Source organism: Fibrisoma montanum (assembly GCF_003583365.1).
Lineage (GTDB): Bacteria > Bacteroidota > Bacteroidia > Cytophagales > Spirosomataceae > Fibrisoma > Fibrisoma montanum.
Map to the genome: position 1 here is coordinate 310,512 of NZ_QXED01000002.1, position 24,685 is coordinate 335,196.

General features: G+C 52.2%; 25 protein-coding genes. 21 read left to right on the plus strand and 4 right to left on the minus strand.

The genetic code is table 11. The features are described from left to right. Positions 1–110: 110 nt before the first annotated feature. The 8 genes from DYU11_RS07110 (at position 111) to DYU11_RS07145 (ending at position 11,120) form a co-directional block, all read left to right on the plus strand. A complete protein-coding gene (locus tag DYU11_RS07110) occupies positions 111–3,356 on the plus strand; it encodes a SusC/RagA family TonB-linked outer membrane protein (RefSeq protein ID WP_119666966.1) in 3,246 nt (1,081 codons plus the stop codon). A gap of 92 nt (positions 3,357–3,448) precedes the next feature. Further along, complete coding sequence (locus DYU11_RS07115; RefSeq protein ID WP_119666967.1) at positions 3,449–5,194, plus strand: RagB/SusD family nutrient uptake outer membrane protein; 1,746 nt, start codon at positions 3,449–3,451, stop codon at positions 5,192–5,194. A gap of 124 nt (positions 5,195–5,318) precedes the next feature. Beyond that, the gene (locus tag DYU11_RS07120; RefSeq protein WP_119666968.1) at positions 5,319–5,783 is read left to right on the plus strand and encodes a hypothetical protein; all 465 of its coding nucleotides are present in this window, start codon (positions 5,319–5,321) and stop codon (positions 5,781–5,783) included. Between the two features lie 77 nt (positions 5,784–5,860). Beyond that, positions 5,861–8,140 carry a TonB-dependent receptor gene (locus DYU11_RS07125; RefSeq protein ID WP_119666969.1) on the plus strand — a complete coding sequence of 760 codons (2,280 nt, stop codon included), beginning with the start codon at positions 5,861–5,863 and terminating at the stop codon, positions 8,138–8,140. Further along, on the plus strand, positions 8,140–8,706 hold the full coding sequence (locus DYU11_RS07130) for an AraC family transcriptional regulator (RefSeq protein ID WP_119666970.1): 567 nt from the start codon (positions 8,140–8,142) through the stop codon (positions 8,704–8,706). Before DYU11_RS07125 ends, DYU11_RS07130 begins: the two co-directional genes overlap by 1 nt. A 107-nt stretch (positions 8,707–8,813) precedes the next feature. Beyond that, positions 8,814–9,152, plus strand: coding sequence for a four-helix bundle copper-binding protein (locus DYU11_RS07135; protein ID WP_119666971.1), 339 nt, complete (start codon positions 8,814–8,816; stop codon positions 9,150–9,152). Between the two features lie 69 nt (positions 9,153–9,221). Beyond that, the gene (locus DYU11_RS07140) at positions 9,222–10,715 is read left to right on the plus strand and encodes a hypothetical protein (RefSeq protein WP_119666972.1); all 1,494 of its coding nucleotides are present in this window, start codon (positions 9,222–9,224) and stop codon (positions 10,713–10,715) included. A gap of 36 nt (positions 10,716–10,751) precedes the next feature. Then, the gene (locus DYU11_RS07145) at positions 10,752–11,120 is read left to right on the plus strand and encodes a heavy-metal-associated domain-containing protein (RefSeq protein ID WP_119666973.1); all 369 of its coding nucleotides are present in this window, start codon (positions 10,752–10,754) and stop codon (positions 11,118–11,120) included. A 76-nt stretch (positions 11,121–11,196) separates the two neighbouring features. Here the strand turns inward: DYU11_RS07145 and DYU11_RS07150 are convergent, their stop codons facing one another. Beyond that, entirely contained in the window at positions 11,197–11,502 is a 306-nt protein-coding gene (locus DYU11_RS07150) for a hypothetical protein (RefSeq protein ID WP_119666974.1), read from the minus strand. Between the two features lie 152 nt (positions 11,503–11,654). Continuing rightward, the gene (locus DYU11_RS07155) at positions 11,655–12,104 is read right to left on the minus strand and encodes a hypothetical protein (RefSeq protein ID WP_119666975.1); all 450 of its coding nucleotides are present in this window, start codon (positions 12,102–12,104) and stop codon (positions 11,655–11,657) included. Between the two features lie 89 nt (positions 12,105–12,193). On the opposite strand from DYU11_RS07155, the gene kynU reads away from it, so the two are divergent. Further along, positions 12,194–13,477, plus strand: coding sequence for a kynureninase (gene kynU, locus DYU11_RS07160; RefSeq protein ID WP_119666976.1), 1,284 nt, complete (start codon positions 12,194–12,196; stop codon positions 13,475–13,477). On the opposite strand, the gene DYU11_RS07165 is transcribed toward kynU, so the two are convergent. Together DYU11_RS07165 and queG are read right to left on the minus strand one after the other, a co-directional pair. Then, positions 13,454–14,131, minus strand: a complete 678-nt coding sequence (locus tag DYU11_RS07165) for a TetR/AcrR family transcriptional regulator (protein WP_158600230.1) — start codon at positions 14,129–14,131, stop codon at positions 13,454–13,456. The two genes, kynU and DYU11_RS07165, sit on opposite strands and share 24 nt — an antisense overlap. Before the next feature lie 128 nt (positions 14,132–14,259). Beyond that, positions 14,260–15,204 (minus strand): tRNA epoxyqueuosine(34) reductase QueG, encoded by a 945-nt coding sequence (queG, locus tag DYU11_RS07170; RefSeq protein ID WP_119666978.1) that lies wholly within the window; start codon positions 15,202–15,204, stop codon positions 14,260–14,262. A gap of 165 nt (positions 15,205–15,369) precedes the next feature. On the opposite strand from queG, the gene DYU11_RS07175 reads away from it, so the two are divergent. The 12 genes from DYU11_RS07175 to DYU11_RS07230 all read left to right on the plus strand — a co-directional run bounded on the left by DYU11_RS07175 (position 15,370) and on the right by DYU11_RS07230 (position 24,604). After that, entirely contained in the window at positions 15,370–15,981 is a 612-nt protein-coding gene (locus tag DYU11_RS07175) for a nucleotide exchange factor GrpE (RefSeq protein ID WP_119666979.1), read from the plus strand. Positions 15,982–16,069: 88 nt separating this feature from the next. Further along, the gene (dnaJ, locus tag DYU11_RS07180) at positions 16,070–17,236 is read left to right on the plus strand and encodes a molecular chaperone DnaJ (protein ID WP_119666980.1); all 1,167 of its coding nucleotides are present in this window, start codon (positions 16,070–16,072) and stop codon (positions 17,234–17,236) included. Between the two features lie 200 nt (positions 17,237–17,436). After that, complete coding sequence (locus DYU11_RS07185) at positions 17,437–18,573, plus strand: tyrosine-type recombinase/integrase (protein ID WP_119666981.1); 1,137 nt, start codon at positions 17,437–17,439, stop codon at positions 18,571–18,573. 12 nt (positions 18,574–18,585) lie between these two features. After that, positions 18,586–19,320, plus strand: a complete 735-nt coding sequence (locus DYU11_RS07190; RefSeq protein WP_119666982.1) for a hypothetical protein — start codon at positions 18,586–18,588, stop codon at positions 19,318–19,320. A 63-nt stretch (positions 19,321–19,383) separates the two neighbouring features. Continuing rightward, positions 19,384–19,764 (plus strand): helix-turn-helix domain-containing protein, encoded by a 381-nt coding sequence (locus tag DYU11_RS07195; RefSeq protein ID WP_158600231.1) that lies wholly within the window; start codon positions 19,384–19,386, stop codon positions 19,762–19,764. Between the two features lie 427 nt (positions 19,765–20,191). Beyond that, on the plus strand, positions 20,192–21,457 hold the full coding sequence (locus DYU11_RS07200) for an AAA family ATPase (RefSeq protein WP_119666984.1): 1,266 nt from the start codon (positions 20,192–20,194) through the stop codon (positions 21,455–21,457). A 109-nt stretch (positions 21,458–21,566) separates the two neighbouring features. Continuing rightward, complete coding sequence (locus DYU11_RS07205) at positions 21,567–22,661, plus strand: BT4734/BF3469 family protein (RefSeq protein WP_158600232.1); 1,095 nt, start codon at positions 21,567–21,569, stop codon at positions 22,659–22,661. After that, positions 22,658–23,068 carry a hypothetical protein gene (locus DYU11_RS07210; protein WP_119666986.1) on the plus strand — a complete coding sequence of 137 codons (411 nt, stop codon included), beginning with the start codon at positions 22,658–22,660 and terminating at the stop codon, positions 23,066–23,068. Before DYU11_RS07205 ends, DYU11_RS07210 begins: the two co-directional genes overlap by 4 nt. A 13-nt stretch (positions 23,069–23,081) precedes the next feature. Continuing rightward, on the plus strand, positions 23,082–23,480 hold the full coding sequence (locus DYU11_RS07215) for a hypothetical protein (protein ID WP_119666987.1): 399 nt from the start codon (positions 23,082–23,084) through the stop codon (positions 23,478–23,480). Between the two features lie 82 nt (positions 23,481–23,562). Next, entirely contained in the window at positions 23,563–23,805 is a 243-nt protein-coding gene (locus DYU11_RS07220; RefSeq protein ID WP_119666988.1) for a hypothetical protein, read from the plus strand. 26 nt (positions 23,806–23,831) lie between these two features. After that, on the plus strand, positions 23,832–24,383 hold the full coding sequence (locus DYU11_RS07225; protein ID WP_119666989.1) for a terminase small subunit: 552 nt from the start codon (positions 23,832–23,834) through the stop codon (positions 24,381–24,383). A gap of 11 nt (positions 24,384–24,394) precedes the next feature. Continuing rightward, positions 24,395–24,604: a hypothetical protein gene (locus DYU11_RS07230; protein WP_119666990.1), complete on the plus strand. Its 210-nt coding sequence runs from the start codon at positions 24,395–24,397 to the stop codon at positions 24,602–24,604. The last annotated feature ends 81 nt before the right edge of the window (positions 24,605–24,685 follow it).

Consider the following 24,685-nt stretch of genomic DNA (forward strand, 5'->3'; position numbering starts at 1 on the left):
TAATACTATTCACAGACAGTATGCATAAATTTATTCACATTCTGCTTTGAAATAGAATTTAACTAACATAATATTGTTGGTGATTTTCTACCCTTTTAACACTAACCTACATGAACGCAAAGTTTTACAGGTTCTTCAGAGTGACTGTTCTGAGTGCCGTTGCGCTGCTTTGGAGCATGACTGTATTTGCTCAGGATCGCCGAGTCACTGGTAAAGTAACGGGACCCGACGGCCCAGTCCCCGGTGCTAACATTGTACTGAAAGGTACCAGCACCGGTACGTCTACGGATGCCAATGGAACGTACACCATCAATGTACGTGGCAATGATCCAGTCCTTGTTATCTCGGCTATTGGTTCCAAAAGCCAGGAGGTAGCCGTGGGCAACCGCTCAACGGTAGACGTAACCCTTGCCGACGATGCAACGGCACTGGAAGAAGTCGTTGTAACGGGTTACACGACTGACACCAAACGCGAAACCACCGGTGCCGTTTCGACGGTAAAAGCTCGTGCCCTGGCCGTTACCCCTTCCGGTAACGTAGAGCAGCAGCTTCAGGGTCGCGTTGCCGGTGTGACCGTTATTACGAATGGTCAGCCGGGAACGGCCAGCCAGATTCGGGTTCGTGGTTTTGGTGCCTTTGGTGGTAACGAACCGCTATACGTAGTAGATGGGGTGCCCGTGGGTTCTACCGACTTCCTCGCGCCCGACGACATTGAAACGACAACCGTACTGAAAGACGCAGCATCGGCTTCTATTTACGGTGCCCGTGCGGCCAACGGTGTAATTGTGTACACCACGAAAAAAGGGTCACGTACGGCCCGCAAACTGTCAGTGTCTTACGATGGTCAGTACGGGATCACAGATCCGGGCAGAGGCCAGGAGATGCTGAATCCGACCGAGTTTGCGCAGTGGACCTGGCAGGCTTTCCGCAACTCTGGTTATAAGCCAGGCGACAAGGAATGGACCCACCCTCAATTTGGTAGCGGTCCTGAGCCGGTCATCCCGGACTACATTCGTGTAGGTAATCAGTCTGGTGTAGTTGGCTCGGTTGATTTGGCCGCTGAGCGTGCTAAATATAACGTGAACCCCACGGCTGGCCCTGTTTATCAGGTTGTACGTGCCAACAAAGAAGGTACGGACTGGTATGACGCCATTACCCGCGTTGCCCCCGTACAGCGCCACGGTCTGAGTTTCGCGGGCGGTTCAGATTACAGCCGGTATTACATCGGTTTCAGCGCGCAGGACCAGAAAGGTATCCTGCTGAACAACAGCTTCAAGCGGTACACGTTCCGGGCTAACACGGAATTTGATCTGTCGAAGCGCGTTCGCATCGGCGAAAACCTCCAGTTCACGTACCGCTCCGTACTTGGTCAAGGCGGTCAGGGTGGAGGCCAGGGTGTAGCGGCTGACGAAAACTCAATCCTGGGTGCTTTCCGGATGCCGACGATCATTCCCGTGTACGACGAATTCGGTGGCTACGCCGGTACGGCAGCCCGGGGCTTCAACAATCCGCGTAACCCGGTAGCTGAGCGGGATAACCTGATCAACAACCGCGACTTTAACGGGAACGGCTTCGGTAACATCTACATCGAGTACGATCCGATCGCTAACCTGACGCTGCGGAGCAGCCTTGGTGGACAGTATAACAACTTCTACGGCTTTGGCTACTCGCGTCTGCAGTACGAAAACTCGGAGAACAACTCCAGCTTTGGGTACAACGAATACGGTGGGTATGCATTCTCGTGGGTGCTGACAAATACCGCCAACTATAAGCGCCGGTTTGGTATCCACAACATCGACGTACTGGTTGGTCAGGAGGCTCTGAACACAGGCTCAGGCCGTAACATCAACGGTAACGGTCTGAACCCCTTCTCGACCGACCCGAACTACATCACGCTGAACACGGTATCGGCAACGGGCCGGGTTGTGGGCAGTAACCAGTTCAAGGGCGTAAACTTCTATTCGCTCTTTGGCCGGGTTAACTATTCATACAACGACAAGTATATTGTTACTGGTTTGCTTCGTCGTGATGGTTCAAGCCGGTTTGGTGCCAACAACCGCTACGGGGTGTTCCCGGCTGCATCGGCTGCCTGGCGGATCTCGGCAGAAGAATTCATGAAGAATGTGCCGTGGGTAACTGACCTGAAAATTCGTGGCGGCTACGGGATCATGGGTAACTCGAACAACGTAGACCCGAACAACCAGTTCACGCTGTATGCCTCGAACCTGGGCAACTCCGCTTACGACATCAACGGTACAAACAGCAGTACCCTCGAAGGTTACTACCGCTCGCGGATTGGTAACCCGAACGCCAAGTGGGAGACCAGTGTCACGACTAACTTGGGTATCGATGGGTCATTCTTCAATAACCGCCTGGAGGTAATCTTCGACATCTGGCGGAAAGATACAAAGGACCTGCTGTTCAACGTGCCTATTCCGGACGTTATTGGTACTCCCTATACATCAGCGCCTTCGGTAAACATTGCCAAAATGCGTAACCAGGGTATCGACCTGCAGGTAATTACCCGCGGCAAGATTGGATCGGAAGTTGGCTACGAGGCTAACATAACGGGTGGTGTTCTTAGCAATGAAATCGTTTCACTGGCACCCGGTCTGACCTACATTACCTACATTAACCCGGGTTTCCGCGGTATCAATCCGATCCGGAACCAGTTGGGCTACTCGATTTCGTCGTTCTACGGCTACAAAGTGACTGGTCTGTTCCAGAGCCAGGAGGAGGTTCGCTCAGCCCCTGAACAGGACGGTGCTGCCCCGGGTCGTTTCCGGTATGCTGATATTAACAACGATGGTAAGATTACTCCCGACGACCGTACCTACCTCGGTAGCCCGGTTCCGAAATTTACGGGCGGTCTGAACCTGAAGTTTACGTACAAAGGCTTTGATATTGAAACCTACGCCTATACTTCAGTAGGTAACAAGATCTTTAATGTATCGAAGTGGTTTACTGACTTCTATCCGTCGTTTGCGGGAGCTGCTATCAGCGCCCGGGTACGCGATTCCTGGACACCACAGAATCCGGATGCCAAACTGCCGATTTTCGAATCTGCTTCAAACTTCAGCACGAACTCGCAGTCGAACTCGTACTACGTTGAAGATGGTACCTTCTTCCGTCTGCAAAACCTGTCAATCGGTTATAACCTGCCTGCCGGTTTCCTGAGCCGTATTGGTCTGCAGCGGGCGCGGATTTTTGCCTCAACGAACAACCTGTTCACGATCACGAAATACCAGGGGCTGGATCCGGGCGTAGGTGGTAACGCCGACACGAACTTCGGTATCGACGTAGGTAACTATCCCATCACACGTAGCTTCCTGGGCGGTTTGAGCATTGGTTTCTAATCAACTTGTATGGGGAGTTGAACCCGACTATAAACGTCGGGTTCAACTCCTGACCTGAAAACCTACAGATCTAAAATCGTTTGAAATCAAACATGAATACGTACATCAAAAAAGGAGCGATTGGCGTAGCGACCACCGCAGCACTTACGCTCGGTGGAGTCGCCTGTCAGGATAAGTTTCTGGAAATTCCAGCCACCGGCCAGTTGAGCAATGCCCAGTTAGCGTCTAAGAATGGAATCGAAGGGTCACTCATTGCCGCCTATTCGATGCTGAACGGCCGTGGTGACCGCTTTGCCAGTGCTTCAAACTGGTTGTGGGGTAGCATTCGCGGAGGGGATGCCAACAAGGGTACTGACCCGGGTGACTTTTCGTCGATCAACCCAATTCAGCGCTTCGAAACTATCTCTACAGGCGATGTGGCCGGTTCGTGGCAACGCAAGTACGAAGCGATCAGCCGGGTCAATGCAACGTTGCGCCTACTGGCTTCGGCTGGTCCTGACGTTTCCGCGGCCGACAAAACCCGGATTACTGCTGAAGGCCGGTTTCTACGTGGCTTCAACTACTTCGAACTGAAGCGCTTGTATAACAACACGCCGTACATCGACGAAACGGTTGACTACGCTGCTGGCATTGAAAAAATTAAAAACGATGTCGATTTGTACCCTAAGATCGAAGCCGATCTGAAATTTGCGTACGACAACCTGCCCGAAACACAGGCGGCTGTTGGCCGGATCAATAAGTGGGGTGCAGGAGCCATGCTGGCCAAGGTGTATCTGTATCAGAAGAAATACGCTGAAGCTAAAGCCCTGTTTGATCTCGTTATTGCCAACGGTAAGACGTCGAACGGCAAGAAGTATGGACTGGTGCCAAGATATGCTGATGTCTTCAAGGCGTCGAATGACAACAACGAAGAGTCAGTTTTTGCCATTCAAGCTGCCGCTAACACGGGTAACGTAAATAACGCTAACCCGGAGTTTGACCTGAACTTCCCGTACAATACGGGTCCGAACGGTCCTGGTAACTGCTGCGGATTTTTTCAGCCGAGCTTTGAGTTGGTTAACTCACACAGAACGAATGCAAACGGACTACCGTTACTGGATGGCTCATATAATTCACCTGCTAATGAGGTGAAGAACGACCAAGGCATTCAGTCTAAAGATCCGTTTACACCTGACGCTGGTAATCTTGATCCTCGCCTTGACCACGCAGTTGGTCGCCGGGGTATTCCTTATCTGGACTGGCAGGATTTCCCTGGTTACGACTGGATTCGGAAGCAGGATTACGGCGGGCCGTATTCACCAAAGAAGTTCGTCTACTATAAGTCAGACGTTGGGTCGCTCCAGGATAACAGCTCATGGACGCCTGGTTATACTGCGCTTAACTTCCCAATCATGCGGTTTGCCGATGTGCTGTTGATGGCAGCCGAGGCTGAAATTGAAGTAGGAAGTCTGGAGAAGGCACGTGAATACACAAACATGGTGCGTAAGCGGGCGGCTAACCCGGCTGGGTTTGTTACGAAAGGTGGGCAACCGGCTGCTAAATACGTGATCAATGAATATCCTGCTGCCAACTTTGCTAGCAAGGAGTTAGCTCGTACAACTGTTCGATTTGAACGCAAAATCGAGTTGTCAGGCGAAGGCCATCGGTTCTTTGATCTGGTGCGGTGGGGTATTGCCGAACCAACCATCAATGCTTACCTAACCTACGAAGGTGCCAAACTGCCTGTGGCACTGGGTGGTGCTAAGTTTACGCCGAACCAGGATGAGTATCTGCCAATTCCGCAGGCCCAAATTGACCTGCAGGGTAAAGACGTATTGAAGCAGAACCCTGGTTATTAATAACCGTTAACTAATTGAAAAACGGGCTGGTACTCTGTATCAGCCCGTTTTGTATGAATACACATTAAACGCTCATTAAAAAACACTTGACTATTTGCACAACATCATCTACATTTGACGCGATATGAAACGTGCTCTGTTCCAATGGTTCAATGTCCTGATGGCCTGCGTCGTGCTGCTGAGCAGTACCGGCTTCGGCCTGATTGAACATACGTGCCAGATGCGGGGTAAAAAGCGGATGATGGTAACGGTCGTCAGCCAGCACAAGCAGAAAGGCTGTGCGGCTGAACACGCTACAACTACCGCCAGGCAGACAGGGGACAACCTGCCTGCGCTTGACAGGGCAGCCTGCTGCGACGAGGATCAACAGTACGAAAACGTTGACGTTTCGTCGTCACTGAGTCAACTGGTAGCCAAGGTGGTCAAGACGGTTACGGAAGCCGTCGCGACCGGTGTTGTGACCATGCTGGCCTGGCTGGTCGACTGGATCTTTGATCGGGAGTCGTCAACCCCAGTCGCTTCCGCATCATCTCCCCCCATTCTCTCCGGGCGCGACATCCTTGCGCTGGTACAGAGTCTGTTAATCTGATTCGCTGATTGGAATGCATAATGCCGGTGTTCGCGAGACACGGGCTTCTTGTGTTTTTCTTATCAATCAACGAACTCATGCGACTCTTATTAATTCTAATCGCCCTCCTGTACTACGGACCGGGATGGGCGCAATCCGATTCTACACAGGCCGGCAACGTATCGGTCAATCCAACCACATCCATTCGGGGAACCTCCGTTCGGGGAACCGTACGTGAAGTTAGCAACGGCAGACAAGTGCCTCTTGTTGGAGCCACGGTGCTGTGGGTCGGTACGCCAACGGGTACGGTCACGGACTCGGCCGGGCGTTTTCAACTGCCAATGGTGCCCCAGGCCCGGCGAATAGCGGTGAGTTACGTCGGCTACCGGTCGGATACTCTGACGCTGACCGACCCGGCGCAGGAAGTGGCCATTACGTTAAAAAGTGAGGCTACGCTGCAGGAGGTTACGGTATCCGGTACGTCCGGGCAGATCGACCGGATGAACCCCATCCAGACCGAACTGCTTACTCAACGAACGCTGGCCAAAGCGGCTTGCTGTAATCTCTCCGAAAGCTTCGAAACCAACGCGTCCGTCAGCGTACAGTACAGCGACGCCGTGACCGGCGCGAAGCAGATTCAGTTTCTGGGCCTGGGCGGCCAGTACGTCCAAACCAATGTCGAGAACATCCCGACGGTTCGGGGGCTGGCCACGGCTTTTGGCCTGAATTACATCCCCGGTACGTGGATCACCTCAATCGATGTCGGCAAGGGGGCCGGATCGGTTGTGAACGGCTACGAAGCCATGACGGGCCAGATGAACGTGGAGTTACAGAAGCCTGACAGCCAGCAGAAAATTTTCCTGAACGGCTACGCCAACAGCTTCGGCCGACTGGAAGGCAACGTGAACTGGTCGCAGCCGATAAGCGAAAAATGGAGCGTTGGCGTACTGGGTCACGCCAGTACGTTGCGGACAGAAATCGATCAGAACAACGACGGTTTCCGGGATTTGCCGCTGTATACGCAGGTGAATGGCATCAACCGCTACAAGTATAGCAGCGACCGGTTCATGGCCCAGTTCGGGGTAAAGGCGCTGTACGAAGACCGCGACGGTGGGCAGTTAAACCGCGTCACGAGTCCGCTTCGCTACGTGTTCGGCAACACGACCCGGCGGCTGGAGTTCTTCTCTAAAATGGCCAGGCTGTACCCCGAAAAGCCGTACAAAGGATTAGGGTTTATCCTGAACGGCGTCCATCACCAGCAGGATGCCCAGTTCGGCTTCCGGCCGTATGCCGGGCGGCAGCAGACGTTGTACGCCAATCTGATCTACCAGTCGATCATCGGCAACACCAACCACGCGGTCAAAACCGGTCTTAGCTACCTGCTCGACGATTACCGCGAGACCTTCGCCGGTGCCGGGACCACATCTACCCGGACGGAATCGGTGCCGGGGGCGTTTGTTGAGTACACGTATACGTACCCCGAGCGACTGGTGCTCGTACTGGGCGGCCGGTTCGACTACCACAACCTGTTCGGGGCGCAGTGGACACCCCGGGTTCACGCGAAGTATACGCTGAGCGACAACCTCACCCTGCGGGCATCGGCGGGCAGAGGCTTCCGCGTGCCAAATGCCCTCGCCGAAAACTTCGGGTATCTGGTGAGTTCGCGGGCCATCCTGAACGAAGCAGACCTGCGCCCCGAAATCTCCTGGAACTACGGCCTCAGCCTGGTCAATGAGTTTGAGGTGCTGAACCGGAAGGTCACGCTGTCGGCCGACTATTATCGGACCGACTTCCGGAACCAGCTGGTAGTCGACCTGGATCATCCGCGTGAGCTGCATTTTTACAACGTACAGGAGCGGTCGTTTGCCAACAGCTTTCAGGTCGAACTGAACGTACAGCCGGCCAGGCGGTTTGAGGTTAAAGCGGCCTACCGGCTGTTCGACGTGCGGCAAAGCATGGGGGGCGTTTTTGGCGAAGATCGGTTGCTGCCCCGGATGATGGTCAGCCGCGACCGGGTCTTGCTCAATGCCGGATATGCCCTGCCCTACGACAAGTGGAAGTTCGACGCTACGTTGCAGTGGAACGGCCCGAAACGGATACCGTACCTGCGCGAAGGGTACGTTCATACGTCGTACACGAACATGCCGCTGGCGTACGCACCGGGTTTCTACAACCTGAACGCGCAGGTGAGTCGGGCGTTTCGCAGCGGTTGGGAAGTGTACCTGGGGGGCGAGAACCTCACCGGTTTCCGGCAACTGAACCCGATTGTAGCGGCCAATGATCCGTTCGGGCGGAATTTTGATGCGGCTTCGCAGGTCTGGGGACCAATAACGGGCCGGATGGTGTACGTAGGATTCCGGTTTAAACCAGCCATCTGATGATACTGACTGTTCGAAATATGGTGTGCGACCGCTGCAAACGGGTGGTGCGCGAAGAACTCGAAAAGCTGGGACTGGTTGTCGGCCGGGTCGACCTGGGCGACGTGGAGGTGGACGAGCTGCCCGCGACCGTCACCCTCGACAGCGTCCGGCAGACGTTACAGGCCAATGGCTTCGATCTGGTCGATGATCGTAAACAGTCGCTGGTGGAGCATATCAAGGTGTTGCTGATCAATGAGATTCAACACCTGAAAGGTGAGCGTCTGCCGACCGAAAATTACTCTGATTTTCTGGCCCGGAAGCTCGGCTACGAGTACTCATACCTCAGTGGCCTGTTCTCCGCCGGCGAAGGGCAGACGGTGGAGAAATACATCATTGCCCTGAAAATTGAAAAGGTCAAAGAATGGTTGCGGTACGATGAACTGACGCTGAGCGAAATCGCCTGGCGGCTGGGCTACAGCAGTGTGCATCACCTTTCGAACCAGTTTCGGCAGGTGACGGGCCAGACGCCGGGACAGTACCGCAAAGCCGCCCATGCCGACCGGCGGCCGCTCGATTCGGTCTGAAAGCCACGAATCTGCACAGCAAGCGGGAAATTATGTAAAAACTACGGCGAAGCTGAGTGGTTATTTTGTCATACCACTGTTGGTAGACAACTCCAATCAAGTTCGTTATGGAAAACATGACCCAACACACCGAGCACGTCGACATCTGTTTCGACTGCGCCGAAGCCTGTGAGCGCTGCGCCACGGCCTGTCTGCAGGAAGAAAACGTACAGATGATGGCCGACTGCATCCGGCTCTGCCGCGACTGTGCCGATTTCTGTACCATGTGCGCCCGGCTGACCGCCCGCGATTCGCAGTTCATGAAGCAGTTTATGGTGCTCTGCGCCGACGTGTGCGATGCCTGCGCCGATGAGTGCAGCCGGCACGACGACGAGCATTGCAAGGCCTGCGCCGAAGCCTGCCGCCGTTGTGCCGACGACTGCCGGCGGATGTCGGCCAACGCCTGACGACATCAGACGGGATGATGCTACGCTACATGAGTATCATCCCGTTGTTCAACACATACAACAAAGCTGATGAACCAGTATGTATTTATAGGACTATTCCTGCTGACTGGCTACGTCGCTGCGCAGTCAAACTCAACGCAGCCCCAGCATCATCAGGGACACTCAATGCCCACTGAGAACCGACCGGCGGTAAAGGAGCCATCGGGTGAATTAAAACCGGATTCGGCTGCTCACGGAACCCATGATGAGCAGCCTGGTAACAGTGCTATGGGGCAAAGCATGAATAGGATGATGAGCCATCTGTACTCCCGCAACCTGCCCATGAATCGCAACGGTTCCGGTACGAGCTGGCACCCCGACAACACGCCCATGTACGCCTACATGCTGCATACCCGCACGCAAAATGGCCAGGGCTGGATGTATATGCTTCACCACAGCCTCTTCATTCGTCACACTAACCAGAACTTTAATAACCACGGTAAACGTGGACGGGACATGCAGTTTGACGCACCTAACTGGGCGATGGGCATGGCCCAGCGGTATGTAGGCCGTCGGGGTTTGTTTGCCGCTAAAGCAATGCTGTCGCTTGATCCGCTGCTGGTGGGCGCAGCTGGCTATCCACTGGTGTTTCAGTCGGGAGAGAGTTATCAGGGACGCCGGTTAATCGACCGCCAGCACCAGCACGACCTGTTTGCCGAACTGTCGGTAGGATATAGTCATGCATTTAGCCCGCATTCGGATGCATTCATATACGTTGGCTTTCCCGGCGAACCGGCCTTGGGACCACCCGCCTTTATGCACCGGATTTCGTCGTTCAATAATCCTGATTCACCCCTCGGCCACCATTGGCACGATGCTACACATATTACCTTTGGCGTTGTCACGGCGGGATATCGGCTGGGCATAGCAAAAGTTGAAGCATCGTCGTTCACCGGCCGCGAACCCGACGAAAACCGGCTGGGTTTCGATCGTCCCCGCTTCGATAGTTATTCGTTCCGGCTGTCGGTAAATCCGTCGCCCTCCCTGGCGCTACAGGTATCGCATGGCTTCCTGAAAAGCCCCGAAGTCGCCGAACCGGATGAGAATGTCAACCGTACCACGGCATCGTTGTTGCACAGCAAACCCTTAGGTAACTCCCCCGACCGGTACGTGGCCTCCGCGTTGGTGTGGGGCATGAACAGCCACGATGGGCTGCACGAGAACGCCTACCTGGCCGAAACCAGCCTGCAATTGAACCGCGTGGCTTTTTATGGCCGGTATGAAAACGTATCGAAGTCGCCCGAAGAGCTCGAGCTGGAAAGTGATGTGCCGAATCAGACGCTCCTGACGATCAATAACCTCACGCTGGGAATGAACTATCGGCTTATCCGGTACGCTATGACTGATCTGGTGGTTGGGGCGCAGTTAACGGGTAGCTTACCCGAGAAGTCGTTGCAGTCTATCTATGGCAGCATGCCGTTATCCGGGCAAATCTACCTCCGGCTGACGCCGGGCGTTCTGATGATGGGTGGTCAGTCAGGGTCTACTAATCGAATGGGTAATCACGGGCACCATATGAATTAAAATTTCGTTCTATATTTACCGTAAAGCACACAAACTATGTATCGTACATCATTGCTGGCCTTCCTGACTGCCTTTTTCCTGCTGGGAAACCTATCGTTTGCCGCCGGATCGTTGACAGACGACGATAAGGAGAAAGAGATAAAGATTAAGACCTCGGCCGTCTGCGGCATGTGCAAAGCCCGTATTGAACGTAATCTGTCGTTCGAAAAGGGCGTTAAGAACGCGGCTCTTGACGTAAAATCGAAAGTGGTTACCATTACATACAACCCGAAGAAAACGGATGTGGCCAAATTAAAGGCTAACATTGTTAAAACCGGGTACGACGCTGACGAGCTACCTGCCGATGAGGTTGGTTATAACAAACTGCCCTCCTGCTGTAAGAAGGGTGGTATGGATCATCAATAGTTGGTTTGATTGCCACCAAAAAAGCCGTTCAGCAATGCTGAACGGCTTTTTTGGTGATAGTAGTTGTGAAACTAGTTTATTTCTCGTGCGTCGCGAAGGAGTGTCGGAACCAAAGCGTGCATGAACTGGCAAAGCGAGACAATTGCGTCATAAAGCTGGGTTGAGCAGGCCGGGCTGACGATAGGTCGGACACGGTGTTGTTATCCAGCTTGAAGTATAAAATGTGGTCATCGGCAGCACGAACAATGGCCATGGCATCGCTGGGGCTAACCTGATGTTTTGTTATCAGGCTGCTCAGGTGCCGCCTGGCATCTTCCAGCGTGTTCGTATACGTAAAAGCAGGCGTCTGGCCGTTGTAATGAATTGCGATGAACTGGTTCATGGGTGGGGTTGGCTTGTTGATGCAATATTACAGGTGCCGGGAGAAGTCGTAATTAAGGTCGGATTAAATTCAGGACAAAATAAATTAATTGTTGATTAAAGTCCTTGAATAACAACGTAGTAAGTAGACTAAAGGCAGGTTGGCTAGTACGCTCACAACCGAATGCTGACTAGATAAACCGGTTGCAGGTCGATCGTTTCTTTTACGCCATTCCGGGTTTCGGCCGTTATTTTGTCAAGCTGGATCACGTACCGATCGCCGGATCGGGCCTGAGCAGCCAGTGAGGCAATGGAGCCGGTACCATTCGCCAGACTGACAAAACCAACGCGCCGGCTGTCACGTACCAGACTGACAACTACCTCACCGATTGTTACGTAAGGTGCGTAGCTTTTAGAGGCAGCATCAGTAATTTTTCCTTGCCAGGCCATCAGCGTATCCGTCTTACTCGCAAACACGTCCTGCCGGCCAAAATCGATGGTCCGATTGTTTAAGGACAGAAAAAGCTGCGGTTTTGGCGGCTTGCTTACCTGATTCGTTGTACCCTGAGCCAGTAGGTTCGTGCTCAGTAAAAGACAAAGCAGAAGGGAACCGAGTCTTTTCATGATATTTGCAGATTAGTTTAGACAACGTAGTAACGTAGCGGGAACTATATTATTAGTTAAAGCTGTGTTTTCTGCTTGAATAGCCGACCATGGTATTCCACAATACAAGATCATTTGCTCAGGAACTCGATCGTACAGATCCACTACGTCACTTCCGCGATCGTTTTTTCATTCCGGAGCGCGAGGGTAACGCCCTGATTTATTTCTGTGGCAACTCACTTGGGCTACAGCCCAAGGCTGTTCGGGAGGCCGCCGATGCTGAACTAACAACCTGGCAGCACCTTGGAGTGGAAGGGTGGTTTGACGGGGAAACGCCCTGGTTAAGTTACCACCGAACCTGCAAAGAAGCTTTGGGGCAGATTGTCGGTGCGGAGCCGGTGGAGGTTTGCCCTATGAATGCCTTGACGGTAAACCTGCATCTGCTGTTAGCGTCATTCTACCGGCCAACGCCGACTAAATACAAGATTCTGACCATTGCCGGCGATTTCCCGTCTGATCAGTATGCCCTCGAAACGCACGCTGCGTTCCGGAGCTATCCACCTGCCGATGCGATCATTGAAGTGTCGCCCCGGACCGACGGACTGATTCATACGTCTGACATCCAGCGGGCCATTGCCGAACACTGCGATTCTCTGGCGCTGATCTGGCTGAGTGGACTCAACTATTATACTGGTCAGGTGTATAACATGGCCGTTATTGCCGAAACGGCCCGGCACTATGGTATTCCGGTTGGGTTTGATCTGGCTCATGCCATCGGGAACGTACCGCTGCAACTCCACGACTGGGGCGTTGATTTTGCGACCTGGTGCTCCTACAAATACCTGAATGGTGGCCCCGGAGCGATCTCGGGCATTTTTGTGCACCAGAAACACCATGACCGTAATCTGCCCCGGCTGGCGGGCTGGTGGGGCTACCAGGAAGAAACCCGGTTCGCTATGACCAAAGGGTTTGTGCCGATGCACGGAGCCGATGGCTGGCAACTCAGTACGCCCAACATCGTGGCGCTGGCAATGCATCGCGCTGCGCTATCCATCACTGCCGAGGCAGGCATGCCCCAGCTACGTCGAAAAAGCGAACAACTGACCGGTTTTCTCGAACATGTTCTGCTGGAAGCCGGATTCGGACGATCGGATGAGGCTGGTTCGTTGCCGTATCAAATCCTGACGCCCGCTGATCCGAATCAACGCGGTTGTCAGCTGTCGTTACTGGTACGCGACAACGGGAAGGCTCTGTTTGATCGGCTGGCATCAGGCGGCCTTATCGGCGACTGGCGCGAGCCCAACTGCATTCGGCTGGCCCCCAACCCACTCTACAATACGTTTGACGAAGTATGGCAGGTTGGGGAAGCCCTAGGCCGGGTTTCCATCGGTTGACGAGAGGTCTGATTCGGTCAGGTGTGGCATCGTCGTCAGGTCCGGTAGCTGCTTTTTCATGAAAGCATACGACCCTCGGAAAATGTGTCGAATGACAGCCTCAATCTGTCCCCAGGCGGCATCATCGTCGAGGTCGAGACCAAACGGTTTCTTATGCTGCTGCTTAAAGACCGTAAGCGTAATCATGGCACTGTGCATGAACGTAGCAAAGGCAAGGCCGTAGGGAGCTTGAATGAGATCACTGATCTGTTTAATGATGGCCCCCAGGTGCTGCTCACGTTCGGCAAACACATTGGCCGGGTAGTCTTTGCTCAACAGGGCCGCCTTGAGCAGCTCCTGCGCCCTGGTATCCCGCCGAAACCGCCGGTATTCGTCGATGAAATAATCTGCACAATACTCGAAGATTTCTTCCAGCGTCGCGTTGTGCAGCCGTTCCATATCGATTGCGGAGGATGTCAGGTTAAGCTGAAGGTGCTGTAGATAGGCGTCGAGTAATCCCTGTAACCCACCAAAATAGCGATAAATCAAAATCTTGTTTACGCCGGCCCGGGCCGCAACTCGATTAATGCCAATTTTATCGTAGCCTTCTTCGGCAATCATGAGGCCTACTGCTTCAATCAGGCGCTGCTCAGTCTGTGCTCGATCTCGTTGCATTGATTCGGAGTGGATTTCAGATGTCATATATAACGCAACAAGTGGACACATTTCATCTAGATTTAGCAAACGGGACAAATCCTATGATAAGGCATTCATTGAGCAGGAAAGACGCCCGGAATTGGTGATTATGTTGTAGAAGAGTCGCCTACAAACCGAATGTTGCGCTTTAGCCCTTCCAGTTTGGTTCGTTTGACGGCCGATCGGCGAAATACCTCCCGAAACACCTCTTCGGTAATGTCTTCCCAATCGTTCCGCGAGAAAGTAGTCAGGTCGGGGTGGGGTGCGAATTCGGGCGTCTGATGCGGGCGGGCAAAGCGGTTCCAGGGGCAAACGTCCTGGCAGATGTCGCAACCAAACACCCAGTTGTTAAACTTGCCCCGAACGTCGTCGGGCAGGGCTTCCTTTAGTTCGATCGTAAAATAAGAAATGCACTTGCTGCCGTCTACTACGTAAGGCGCCACAATAGCCTCGGTAGGGCAGGCGTCGATGCAGCGGGTACACGTACCGCAGTAGTCGGCCATGGGGCTGTCGGGCTCCAGGTCAAGGTCCAGAATCAGTTCCCCAATGAAAAAATAGCTGCCAATCTCACGGTTGATCAGGTTGGTATGTTTACCGACCCAGCCCAGTCCGGCGCGTTTGGCCCAGGCTTTGTCCATCACCGGAGCCGAATCGACAAACGCCCGGCCGCCCACCTCGCCGATCTCCGTCCGGATGAACGCCATCAAGTCTTTCAGCTTGTCTTTTATGACAAAATGATAGTCGGTGCCATAGGCGTATTTCGACAGTTTATAGTCATCGTCGCCCTCGGGGAGCCGCTGCTCCGGGTAGTAATTGAGCAGTAACGTAAGTACGGATTTGGCGTCGTCGACGAGCAGCCGAGGGTCGAGCCGCTTGTCGAAATGGTTAGCCATATAATCCATCTGGCCGTGCATGCCGTTCTTCAACCAGGTTTCGAGCCGGGGCGCTTCGTCTTCCAGAAAATCAGCCCGGGCAATACCGCAGAAGTCAAAACCCAGCTCAAGGGCTTTGTGCTTAATCAGTTGAGTATGCCGGATGGTTGCTGTATTCATGCTGTGGCCTGTTCTTGAGTAAACGGAAATTTGGCCTCAATAAATTCGATACTATACAAGAATCTTATGTAAATGAACCTGTCAGCTTGTCAGTAGACGTGGTTTTGGCAACTTTATTGCGCATCTTTGCTCATGGATTTCTGGAAGAGAAAGAAGAGTTCTTTTATGGAAAATAAAGACATTTTGGACGAGCAATCGTCTGCCAATACCGAACAACCTGACAACGTTACCGAAGAAACAACTGCTGCTGAATCGAGTACGCCTACAACTGACGAAGCCGTGACAATCAACGGCGGAATGCCCGAGGAAGCGCAACCGGCTGAACCGTCGGCAACTGACACCACCGCCCGCGAACTGGCCGAACTGAAGGACAAATACGTTCGGCTCTACGCCGATTTCGAAAACTTCCGCCGGCGTACGGCCAAAGAGAAGCTGGACCTGATCAGCGATGCCAACAAAGGGCTGCTGCTCGCCCTGCTGCCGGTGGTCGACGATTTCGAACGGGCCATGCAGTCGCTGGAAACTACCTCCGACGTTGCTGCGTTGAAGGAGGGGGTATCCCTGATTTACAACAAGCTCTATAAAACGCTGGAAAGCAAAGGCCTGAAGCCGATGACGTCGAAGGGAGAGCCGTTCGATGCTGATCTGCATGAGTCGGTGACGCAGTTTCCGGCCCCAACCGACGACCTCAAAGGCAAGGTGATTGACGAGATTGAAAAAGGGTACTACCTGAACGATAAAGTAATTCGATTTGCTAAGGTTATTATTGGCAGTTAATTGAATGATTGAGTTGTCGAATGATTGAATTGCGTAGCCTGGCCACCAATTCAATCATTCGACAACTCAATCATTCAATCGTTAAGATATGGCAACGAAACGCGACTATTACGAGATACTGGGCGTTGACAAGAATGCGTCGGCGGAGGATCTGAAGAAGGCTTATCGGAAGATGGCCATCAAATACCACCCGGATAAAAATCCGGATGATCCGACCGCCGAAGAGAAATTCAAGGAGGCTGCCGAAGCGTACGACGTCTTGAGTGACCCTCAGAAAAAGGCCCGCTATGATCAGTTTGGTCATGCTGGCATGGGAGGGGCGGCTAGTGGCGGCTACGGACCCGGCGGCCCGACGATGGAGGATATTTTCAGCCAGTTTGGCGATGTGTTTGGCGATGATTCACCGTTCGGCAGCTTCTTCCGGGGAGCGGGCGGACCGGGTGGTCAGCGGCAGCGCGTCCGGCGGGGCTCAGACCTGCGCATTAAACTGAAGCTGAATTTGCAGGAAGTTGCCAACGGCGTCGAAAAGAAAATCAAAGTAAAACGCCACGTGTCCTGTACGACCTGTGGTGGAAACGGCTCCCGCAACGGCACCGCCGTGCAGACCTGCTCGACCTGTAATGGTACCGGGCAGACCCGCAAAGTGGTGAACACCATGCTGGGGCAGATGGTCTCGACCAACACCTGCCCGACCTGTAACGGCGAAGGCAAGATCGTAACCGAGCGCTGTGACGTTTGCTTTGGCGAAGGCCGCGTATTGCAGGAGGATGTAATCCCAATCAAGATCCCGGCTGGGGTGGCCGAGGGGATTCAGCTCTCGGTAGGTGGCAAAGGAAACGTACCACCGCGCGGGGGCGTTGCGGGCGACCTGCTCATCGTGATCGAAGAGGAGGAAGATGCCGACCTGAAGCGCGATGGCAATAACGTCGTGTTTGATCTGTACGTCAGCTTTGTGGATGCCGCCATCGGTACCAGCGTGGAAGTGCCAACCATCGATGGTCGCGCCCGCATTACGCTGGAGCCCGGTACGCAGAGCGGTAAAATCCTGCGCCTGAAAGGAAAAGGCATTAAAGAACTGAACGGCTACGGACGCGGTGACCAACTGGTTCATGTAAATGTCTGGACGCCCAAAACGCTGTCGTCCGACGAGCGGGCCATGCTGGAGAAACTGCGGAATTCACCAAACTTCCAGCCCAAGCCGAACAAGAACGAAAAAGGGTTCTTCGAGAAGATGAAAGATTTCTTTCACGGTTAATTACCGGCCCCAAGCTGATATATAACTAACGACTATTTAAAGCCCTTGTACGTAGCGTATGAGGGCTTTTTCGTTTATATCCTATGTGTTCTTTATAGCTTTGATATTGGTTTATTTACCTGTACTTTGTACCTTTAGTGGCTACTGATTCCGTTTTTACTTTAGGATGAGGTACAAAACTCAGGTGTAAGATACAAGCCATGAAAGTAACCCTACGTGAGAAGCCAATTAGTGATGCCCGTAAAAGTCTCTACCTGGATTTCTATCCACCTATTCCACATCCGGAAACTGGCAAGCCGACACGCCGGGAATTCTTAGGGCTGTATATCTTCGAAAAGCCACGGACCGAACTGGATCGACGGCACAACAAGGAAACAAAGCTGTTAGCTCAGAATATTTGCGCCGGTCGACAGCTGGAGGTTCAGGCTGGTAACTACGGCTTTTTGAAAAAGAAGCTGAACGTAACGACTGACTTTCTACAATGGTTCAAGGATCAGGCCGATAAGCGGTTTAAAACCAACCAGACTAAAGCGCGGGGCAACTGGCTGTGTGTTTACCATCATCTGCATATTTTTAGTAATGGTCGTTTGCCTGTCGATGCCGTTACCGAAAGCTTTTGTCGACAGTTCAAAGAGTACCTGCTAACGGCTAAGAACCTTAACACGCAGCGGCTTAATAATCAAACCATATCCTACAGCACGGCCGTCGGTTACTTCATCATCTTTAAGACGGCTATCAAGCGGGCGGTTCAGGACGGGGTACTGGCCAGCAATGTAGGAGAGAAGGTAAAGCCATATAAGCCCAAGGCTGCTGAGCGTACCTTTCTTAGCCTGGCCGAACTACAGGCCATAGCAAAGACCGATTGTGATATACCTCAGCTTAAACGAGCTGGGTTGTTTTCGGCCTTGACAGGCTTGCGTTACAGCGACATTGAAAAAATGACTTGGAGCGAGGTGTATGACGATGCGAACGGTCCATATATACGATTCATTCAGCGAAAGACCCAGGAAACCGAAACGTTACCCTTAAGCTCCCAGGCCCGGGCCCTCCTTGGTGAGCGTGGACGGGATGCTGAGCGGGTTTTTCCTCACCTGCTGTATTCCTCTCATCAGAACAATAAACTGCAGCAGTGGGCTACCAGCGCCGGCATTAACCGGCCGATCACGTTCCATGCTTTCCGGCATACGTTCGCAACGCTCCAGCTTCAGAACGGTACCGACATCTATACCGTCTCCAAACTATTAGGCCATCAGGACCTGGCTACTACGCAGATCTACGCTCGGATCGTCAATGAACAGAAGCGGGCGGCTGTTGATCGGATTAAACTAGATATGTAAAATACCGTTGCTATGTGGAGTATTTCCGTAGATGAGCACGCCTTAGACCTGCAAGAGGAAGCGTATGAAATTCGGGCAAGCTTTGTTAAACAAGTAGAAAAAGTATTGGACAATTGTCTGGATGATGATGAGCTCATATCCTGCCTGACTCGTTTCAACTGTATTTATCTTGAAGTATGGAATGAGCCTATCTGGCGGGACCACCATCTCAAAACGTTTGTCGAGTTTGCCCAATGGGAGTTGCAATTTGGCAATTGGCAAGGGTTAGATGGCTCTAAGTACGCCCGAAGCTGGGCGATGAATTGGATGGAAGATTGGACTGGCCAGCAAATTGTAGATATATGCGCCCGTCGGATAAGTCAAAAAGAAAACGAACATAATAAACAAAAAAATGACAGTGCATTAGGAGGAATAAGTTTTGCAGAATATTTAGATGCAGAAAACCGCGAGAATATTGTGAAAAGCCGTGAGGAAATAATGCAGTTTCTTATTGAAACGTATACTGGCAAAAGCCCAAAGGATTTTGCTTACATGCTGTATGCTTTGGATGGTCTCGAATTAATCAAACCCATCTTAGGACATAATCAAACCGCTTTGCATAAAGCACTAGTTACCTCTTTTGGAAATGTAGGTGGCCGATCCACATTACATACAAATATTCAACTTCTTCAAAGAGCAGAAATTAACGAAGAACTCCAGATAAAACGCCATAAACTGACAATTAACAATTTTTTGACTAATCATTGACAGTCAGAAATACAAATTAACCATACCTCAAATTTGACCCATCAACCAAACTTGATGGGTCTTATGGCAAGTGAAAAAGATCTGATTACCGAAAACCCCTTTGCGATACTGGTCCGACGAATGAACCGTATAGAATCGCAGAACGAGCAAATTTTATGTTATCTACAAGGTAAGGAATCATCTTCAGCCTCTTCAGATGAGATCTTAACCATTGACCAGGCTGCTGATTTCCTGCATCTAACAACTCAAACTATTTACGGCCTTGTCTCTGACCGTAAGATTCCGTTCTCCAAACCTACTGGATCTCGGCTATACTTCTCACGCTTAGAACTTATCGAGTGGCTGAAATCGCACAGAACAGCTACTGTTGACGAACAGGCTCAGCAGTATAATCAATCACGGTCAAGCCGCGGCAATCGCAGAGGGAAGGGGCAGGTAGCATGAAAAAGCTCCATCACGTCAAAGCTCCTGATGACCCTCAGCAGAAGCGTACGTTAATAGACCTGATTGTTGCCACTCTAAAGAGCCATGGCCGTAACGTAAGAGGGGTTTATGATCACTTAAGCTTAGAGGAACTGCAACATGGTGGTCTAAAAGGTCTATTACAACGACGGCCGTTAGATGGCGTTCGTTGTGAGATCGGCGGCAAAACCATAACCATTGAGGTTTTGTCCGGCCGTCAGGGTGAGCAGCCTGACGCCAATGGGCTACGGTTTGCCACGAATAACTACCCAAACTTCTGGAACTGGTTTCAAGTCGTTCTAACAACGTCTGGCCAGCATCCTCGTATTTCGTCACGCTCCTCAAAACTTAGTCTAAGCTTACGGGCCGACTTGCGAAGATTGCCCCACACTAAAAAAAGATAGCCGCCATGAGTGAAGTCCAACCGTTCACCCAGGCGGCTAATCAAAGTCAAGTGCCTAAACAACAGGGTGAAGTTACGAAAAATATTAAAGTTCCACCCGGCGGGTCGCTCAATAACCTGACGTCAGCTCCGGCAACAAGTAACGTTCCTACAACCGATTTGCCTGACTTTGATCGGATACGGCAGACAGCTAGGGTAAAGCCATCGGAGCAGTACGAACGGCCGGCTGTGTGTTTAACCGTTGAGGAGGGTGACAGCAAAAGCATTGTTGCCACTTTGGGCAATTTCTCCTTGCTCATCGGGAAGGCAAAGGGCGGGAAAACCTTTACAATTACCATCGCTGTCGCTGCGGCTATCAAGCAGGATCTTGTACTAGGATGCATTCGAGGTACTCTTCCCGCTGATCGTCCGATAGTACTTTACTTTGACACAGAGCAAGGGCGTTACCATGTCTGGCGGGTAGTCAAGCGGATCTGTGCGTTAAGCGATATGGCCGAGCCCCCAAACCTGCAGGTGTATGCTTTGCGGTCTTATCCCACGCAAACCCGTCGGAAGTTCATTGATTGGCTGATCAACCAAACCCCGAATATAGGCCTGGTTGTAATCGACGGCGTTCGTGATTTAGTCTACGATATCAACGACGGACAGGAGGCAACAGAAATCGCCAACGACCTCTTGCGCTGGACTGAAGAAAAGCGCATCCATATCCTAACCGTCCTTCACCAAAACAAAGGCGATACCAATGCAAGGGGACACTTAGGTACAGAGCTGGTCAATAAAGCTGAAACGGTCATCACCTTAAGTAAAGATCCGTACGATAGAGACGTCAAAATCGTCGCACCAGAGTTTTGCCGGGATAAAGAGTTTTCACCGTTCTCGTTCGCCATTGATGAGCAAGGGTTGCCCTACCGGGTTGGTGACCTTAACTCTAGCAGCCAGTTTCCCGGCCAACCAGGCCATACTGTTTATCCCCACCGTCGATTAAAGCCCGGCAAGTTAACCCCCGCTACCATGGAGACGCATGAGAGCATCTTAGCCAAAGTCTTCAATGAACAAGAACCGACCGGGTATGCTGAAACCTGGCGCCGGATCAAGGGAGCCGCCGAATACTTAGGACAGCCAATCACGGATGCCTTGGCCAAAGAAGTGCTGACTTATTATCAATCTCAGGGATGGGTAAGAGCTATCAAGCCCGCCAAAGGGTATCCGGTTTATTCTCGAATCACTACAGATTCATTATCTGACCCGACAACCGTTCTCAAACCGGTTTGAAGTTGTTCAGACTAGTTTAGACTGATTTACAAACTAGGTTAAAGTAAGTGGTTTTTTTATGCGCCTATATATAAGGCGCTTAAACCACTTTCCCAAACCACTTGTGATTATGCAAAACGTTCTAGATGTTAAGGTTAGTTGGTTTGAGCGAGATAGCGCTCCTGATAAACCACGTGGACCGGTTAAGCTTTCCTACTGGGTTACTCGTCGATCGGCTCAGTTGGAAGCCCTCGTCGACCGGATTCGTTCCACGGCCGACGAGGGTGAGCGTAAAACGTTGAAGCGATCACTGATCGGCTTTACACCCCATGGGACATTTCGACATCGCAGCGGGAAGGGCTTCGTTCAGCATAGCGGCATAATATGTCTGGATATTGACGGCAAAGACAATGCCCACCTTGGCGATTTCGACCAGCTAAAAAGCTACCTCAGTCAGATTAAAGAAGTAGCCTATTGTGGTCTGTCTGTCTCCGGGAAAGGGTACTTTGTTCTCATCCCTATCGCTTATCCTGAACAACACGAAAAGCAGTTTGATGCCCTGGTCTGGGCATTTGCTCAGATGAATATTAAGGTCGATACGTCGGGCCGTAATTTAGACCGGTTCCGTTACTACTCCTATGATCCGGATGCGTATATCAATTCACAAGCCCAACGCTTTACTGGTTTAACCAAACCACCAGTAAAAGCGGTACGGCCGGTACCGACTTACAGCATCAACACAGATAAGGGGGTGCTGCTGGAGCGGTTAGCCAATATGGTACGGAATGCGGCCGATGGCCAGAAACACCATGAGCTTTTAAAAGCGGCCAGACTAGCCGGCGGGTTGGTAGCTGGTGGTCAGCTGGCAGAAGATGAAGCGGCTGAGGTGTTAAATCAGGAGATCGCCAACCGACCTGATGTACGTGATGTGCAGGCTGCTTACAAAACGATCCGGGATGGTATTACCTATGGACTAAGCGATCCGATTTACGCAGAGGAGAGGCCAGCTCAATCTGATCAGAGTTTACCTCAACCTATCCATTACTTTCCTTCATTTGAAATACTGACCGTTCAAATGGTCGACCAATACCCGGCCGAATGGGACGAGCCTGGCCAGCCGACCTGCCAGCTCGTTAGTAGTCCACGCCGGGAAGCCTTCGCCCGGTTATTAGGAGTCCGAGTTGAGGATTTAGATCTAACCACCTTCACACAACCCGCCCTATGACCACCAAACAACTACGGCAGGCCATTGCCCGCCTATATCCCGATACATACAGCCGCTGGAGCTGGAAGCGCCTGCTGGCTGACTTTGTTGACCGTCACCTGAAGGCTTATATAGAGGAGGTAAAACGGGCCATAGTCAGCGGCCATCCAATTCCGGTTATACCCGATGACCTACGGGCCGCGGCTCCACTGCTGGCCAGACAACAACAGCTGACCTATGATGAGCTTGCCCTTAGTTGCTATATGCTGCAGCTGGAACTGGAAACAGCCAGACAGGAACGCGATCACCTGAAAAGACAAGCCGACCGGATGCACACTATAGCGATTAATTCCCAGCAGGTAGCTGAGGAAAGTGTTACCCTACTGAAAAACCTGACCAACTGGAACCCCGACAGCCGGCTAAATTAAACCCGTGCCAACCATGACCACTCTGCAAATTGAACTGGCCAGCCGGTATCCGGATGCCTTTCAGATCGACACCTGGCAGGAACTGCTGCCCCGTTTCGTCGACGATCAGCTCGTGATCCATTATGCCAGGTTAAGCCGGTTTTATGACCAGTGGAACCGCTGGCAGGCTAACCCACAACTGGAAGCCGAACCCCAACCGATTCCGCTGTCGGCTGAACTACTGGAAGCCTGTGAGCTACTGGCTCAGCAGGATCAAAAGACTTACCAGGTTCTGGCCATGCAGTACCAGGTACTACAGTACGATAAACTGCAGCTACATAAGGCCCTGGAGCACGCTCACCGGATCATTAAGCATCTGCACCGGCACTATCACGAGCTGGTACCTGATGATCTGGCAAACCGGCTGAATTAAAGCGACACCGTAACGGGTCAAATCAGTTGGGTACGTTCGGCAAATTATGGGTAACTTAGAGCTAGGTACCAGCAACCATCAAATGAGCAATTACACCGCGAACGAAATAGAACCGATGGGTCAGAAAAAGGGGGAGTGGCTGGAACCGCTGACGCCTTCGCTATCGGCCTGCGCGTTTTGTCAGCACTGGCGGGCCGATGCGTCGTGTTCGGCCTATCCGGACGGCATTCCCGACCGGTGGCTGTTTAGCGAAGCGGTGCACGATCAGGTTGAAGCCGATCAACTGTCAACCGTTGTATTCAATGCCATTGCCGGCTTTCATTAAGTAGTTCAAATTCCAAGCTATTCTCTATGGACAACAATCAGCCACCCGATAACACCGATCCCTTAAAAGGCCTAACCACCCGTGAGCGCAAGTTTGTTCTACTCTACTGCCAATATCAGAACGCAGCCCGGGCCGCTCGGGAGGCTGGCTATTCGGCTCGTTCAGCCAAGCAGATTGGCCATGAGAACTTGACCAAACCTTACCTTTTAACCGCTATTTCAGCGGTGATGGATCAGTACGGCATGCCAGTCGGTGAGTGCATTGGCCGGCTAACCAAGTGGGGTAGAGGGAGTTTACGCCCGTTCATTACCGAAACCGGCGAGATTACTCTGACCACTGAAGAGGCTCAGGACAATCTCGAACTGCTCAAGAAAGTAAAGCACCGTAAAGAAGTGCGAACTACGGAAGAAGGCGAAACCATTGAAACGACCACCATTGAGATCGAACTGCACGATCCTAAAGATGCCGTCGATAAGATGATGCAGGTTCACGGCCGCTATAAGCAGGTGCCGGGCGATGCGGGTGGTAAGCCCCGGGCGGTGTATACCCTGCCCGATGGCACGACACTGGAGTTTTAACGTAGTCCCCAATGGATAAGCAAGCTAATCGTATTTTGTCAGCACCTGCCTGTTATTTCTGCGCCCACATGCGGGCCGGAAAGGCGGGTGTATACTGTTCTGCCTATCCAGATGGCATTCCCGCCCGCATCAGAACACGCGGGTTTGTTCATGATCAGGTAGAGCCCGATCAGGTCGGCACAGATGTGTTCGAACCTATGAAGGAAGAAGTCGAGGTATAACTCTACTTCCCTCTATTAGTACGCTTACCTTGGCCTTCCCCGGCCGCAATAGGGGTAGTATCTTGGCCTCCCCGGCCGTAA